The organism is Barnesiella sp. CU968, from assembly GCF_905219685.1.
Lineage (GTDB): Bacteria > Bacteroidota > Bacteroidia > Bacteroidales > Muribaculaceae > Lepagella > Lepagella muris_A.
This window is the reverse complement of the sequence record NZ_CAJMXD010000277.1, coordinates 1-3979: the sequence shown is the minus strand read 5'-3', so window position 1 is coordinate 3979 and position 3979 is coordinate 1. Positions and strand designations below refer to the sequence as shown.

Here is a 3979-nt window from a genome sequence, read left to right as displayed (position 1 = left end):
TTCTTAAATTCTGTCGCACTAACATTTAAGTCAAGTTTGGCGATATGAGCATTATCTTCGAGCAAGAGATTTTTTGGATCAAACTCTACACCTCCGTTCATTTCTGTTTCCGAAATGACACCTTCAACGCCATTGAGAATATCCTTATGACAGAACAGTTTCTCGAAAGGTCCACCAAAAGCAGCACTCACAGGAGGTGTACTGCCAATAGAAAGTTCAAATCCATCTCGTGTAGCACGTTCTTCAATTTCTTGTTTCCAAGAGTTGAGTAAAGTACGTATTGAGATATAATTAACACCCTCTCCGGCAGGAAGCGACTTATAATATTCCTCTGCTTCGCCTAATCCTTGGAGGATATGACTGACATAGGCGTGTAAGGTCGCTACTTGCATGGGTTTCATTGATGACTTTAACGGATCAATGAATTTACCAGTTAAGACATCAATCCATGGGCGTTCATCTGATGCCTCACATTTGTAGCCTGTGGATGTGAATAATAACGATTCAGGAGCCGTGGCACCGACAACAGTGTTCCTATATTTAATTACGTTAATAAACGGAGTCGCTGTCTGATTATCGGTAAGATTTTGTTCGCACCAACGATTTCTACGGCGAAGGAGCATATTTCCAAATGCACCTTTAGGCTCGTAAACATTATTTGTTTTTGCAACATCGTTACCATCGCTGTATGAGAGTTCGATTTTTCTTACACTGATATGTGCATAATCGAGAGCCATACAAGCAATAAGGCCTTTCCATTCGTCAACTAATTGACTATAATAGCCAACAAGATTATTCGGTGTAGTATCACATCCACTTGTCGCAACATGATCAAGCGCTGTTTTGAACAAGTCAACGCGAGCGAAAGCAGTCGGTATGCCGGACACGAGTTGACCGACATTTGTATGTTTGCTTAATTGTGGTGTGATTATATTTTTGATGAACACAGAGGTATTGCCCAACTCCTTCCATTTATTGAGATCGCCAGAAGGAATAGCTGATGTGTTCACATCAATTGTAAGCGATTTTTCTGCCATAGTTATTCGTTAAAATGTTGAGCAATAGTAACCGCATTATACATTTGTGCCAGAAACTCCTCTTTAAGAGTTGTAGCTTGTGCTTCATCCGGGAGTGTATCTTCACTCTTAAGAAGGCTTATAAGTGTGTTAAAACGCCTGTCAGATGAAGAATTGAGCACAGCTACACCTGATTTGTCCCAGTGATGAGCTTCATCTGCGAAGATGGTTCCGGGGTCAATGTTATGCAGACCGTTGATGTCTGTGATAAATGCTTCAGGAGCAAAAATAAATTTCCCGGCGCCTACCGATTTGAATACCTGGTATATCCACCCGAATACGACACTGCTCTTAACGAATTTGTATCCAAATTCCTTGAGATACTCATCTATCTCTGCGCATTGCGCATCAGAAAGTTCGTTGAAATTAGGGAATTTTGCAGAGTCGAGATAGTTAAGCAACTGAGCGGTTCCACAGGTACCTTCGTGCGCACCTTCAAATTTAGACAAGATTATGTGAGCCAAGGATAGTAAGGCTCCGAGTTTATTCTCGAATATTTCACCGCGTTCAGACCCCACAAAACTTGCTCCTGATAACTGCATATTGCCATTGTCATCGACTGCAACTGTTCTAAAATCGTACTCGGCTTCACCTATTTTTTCAAGATTTGCACGATCTTCGTTAAAGAAGTCATATGCAGCAACTGCACACATCAACTCTGCAACATGACAATCGTTTCGCTGTTCATGCCCTCCTGTAACCACATTCCCGGCCTTACCATCTGAATAGTTTATTTTCAGACTGCTCGGCCAGCCAATGTGGTACATACGCTTATAAGTCTTCTTTACGGTTGTATCATCATTGTAGAAACTTAAAGCTGCTTGAGAGTTTAGCGCAAAATTATTGGCGTCAGCAATGATTTTATCTATAGTCAGTTGCTGAGATGTAGGCGTTTTGAATGTGAAGTAGTCGGTTAAAAGAGTAGAAGCAAAAAGAACTTTTTTCAGGTTTAACTCATTATTACCGCCAGTAAGGATTTTTAGAGCTTCACTTATTGCTATAGGAATTACTGGGATAGAAGAAGCACCGGTTCCTCCGAATACACTTCCGAAAACAAACACTCGCGCAGTTGCCGCATGTTTGTTGAGCAGTTCAAGATATTTGGCGAGTTCTTTCTCTTGTGTCTTTACTGCACCTCCACCTTTCTTGGCGTTAATTGCAGCTTCAATTATGCCATGATACATGAGCATTGAGCCAAGATGAGTTTGAGCCCTGTATCCATGGTCAAGTTTGAATTGTTGAACTGAATCTCGCTCAAACAGGAGGTCTGATAGATCTTGATTGTCCTGCCGCTGTTCGTCAGTAAGATTTTTAGTTGATGCCAGAGCGTGGAGGGTTTGTCTATTCGGTGTAGAATAGTCGGTAAAGAACCTATATAAGTTCAACTTCGCAGAGAAGAACGTATTACTGCGTTGTTCTCCACCCTGATTCGATGCGTCGTTTGTTTTAACTTTGTTGTAGAGCCCTATAAGACTCTCGACTCGATCCTTATTACCATTATTTTGGTCGGTGTCAAGAGTAAGAATCTCAATAGTATGGTTATCGAATAGTCCCGCCGCGCATAAATGCACAAAAGATTCGAGACACCTCATTCCGGTACCACCGATAGCTATCAGGAATAGTTTATCGTTCATTTATTTCTCCTTATGCGTTTAGAACCATGTACCAACCTTAGAGTTTGGGAAAAGTTTGCTGACAACAAAACCGACGAAAATGTAAACGACAACACAAACACCGGCAGCTATTCCTGAATGCATGAAGTAATCGCTCTGTATGCTCGGAACGGTTATCCCTTTACCGATGATGAAGTTGATTATAAATCCAACGACACCAGTTGCAACACAGAGTACCCAAAACCAAATTCTGCGAATTGTGGTACCGGGATTGTTTGGTTTAAACAGTATAAGATTTGAGATTATCACGGCGAGCAGAAAAAATACCACCATGATTACGATTGCCCACATATAGGCAGATGTGATTGATACTTGTTCCATATGATATTTTTTATTTATTCAGAAATGGTTTTTAAATAATACGTGTAAAGAATACGACCCTGAGGATTTGATGAACCAGCGGTCAATGTTTCTTTGATAGAATTAGCTAACGATGGATTCCCTGTCCAGCCAAAGAAATTGTTTACTTCAGCTATATTTGGAGTAGCTTTAGAAATGACAATGTTGGCCCTAAATAGATTTGTAGGATTGATGCCCCCGATAAATTCGCCATTAAACTGACTATCGAAATCAACCGTTATTTCCTTCCAGCCAATAGGCAAATCTTTAACATCATGCATTGATGCTGTAAGGAACATATTAACTTCGGGCTTATCAATTCGTTCTATGTCTTCTATTTTTATTGAATCTCCTTTCGCTGAAATTGTCTTCATGGTTTCTCCCATATCAAATACACGGACTTCAACATTTTCAATATTGAACCCGTTTTGAGCTCCGAAGTCAATATACACCTCACTTAACAGATGGTCATATTTGATATTTTCTGGAATTCCTGATTCCTGCATGCGTTTAGCATTAGCAATGGCATCAGACCAATTTACACCAAGCGGATAATATTCTGCGTATGCGCCAAGAGATATGTCTAAGGGTGCGAACTGACCGAGAGCTCCATTTTCAGTGGCATAAGGTTTGGCGTAACTTATGTAGTCATTAGTGCCTCCATTTTCCATTACAGCTGTCACAACATCGACACCCTTGTCATTATGGTAGTTGCCACCTTGTTTTAAGGATATATACTGCGTACTGGTGGGATAAGCAAAATTACGACCTCCGAGAACGTACCTCTGAGTATTCGGAGCTGTCAAACTAACTGCGTTTGCAACTAATGAATTCAACCGATTGGCATTATCATCAAATACAGCCAGGAACATATGCTTGGCTTTCCCTTTT

4 protein-coding genes are annotated in these 3979 nt (G+C 40.7%); all 4 read right to left on the bottom strand.

Annotated features, from left to right (window positions below):
* Positions 1–1037: hypothetical protein (locus JX312_RS10150; protein WP_204457914.1), on the bottom strand; the 1037-nt coding region annotated here is incomplete at its 3' end.
* A gap of 2 nt (positions 1038–1039) precedes the next feature.
* Positions 1040–2710, bottom strand: coding sequence for a hypothetical protein (locus JX312_RS10145; RefSeq protein WP_204457913.1), 1671 nt, complete (start codon positions 2708–2710; stop codon positions 1040–1042).
* 18 nt (positions 2711–2728) lie between these two features.
* Positions 2729–3070 (bottom strand): hypothetical protein, encoded by a 342-nt coding sequence (locus JX312_RS10140; protein ID WP_204457912.1) that lies wholly within the window; start codon positions 3068–3070, stop codon positions 2729–2731.
* A 14-nt stretch (positions 3071–3084) separates the two neighbouring features.
* On the bottom strand, positions 3085–3979 hold an 895-nt coding region (locus JX312_RS10135; protein WP_204457911.1), incomplete at its 5' end, for a hypothetical protein.

Bases quoted from the DNA above. Each gene is read 5' to 3' on its own strand.
- JX312_RS10140 (WP_204457912.1), bottom strand. From the start codon at position 3,070: ATGGAACAAGTATCAATCACATCTGCCTATATGTGGGCAATCGTAATC.
- JX312_RS10145 (WP_204457913.1), bottom strand. From the start codon at position 2,710: ATGAACGATAAACTATTCCTGATAGCTATCGGTGGTACCGGAATGAGG.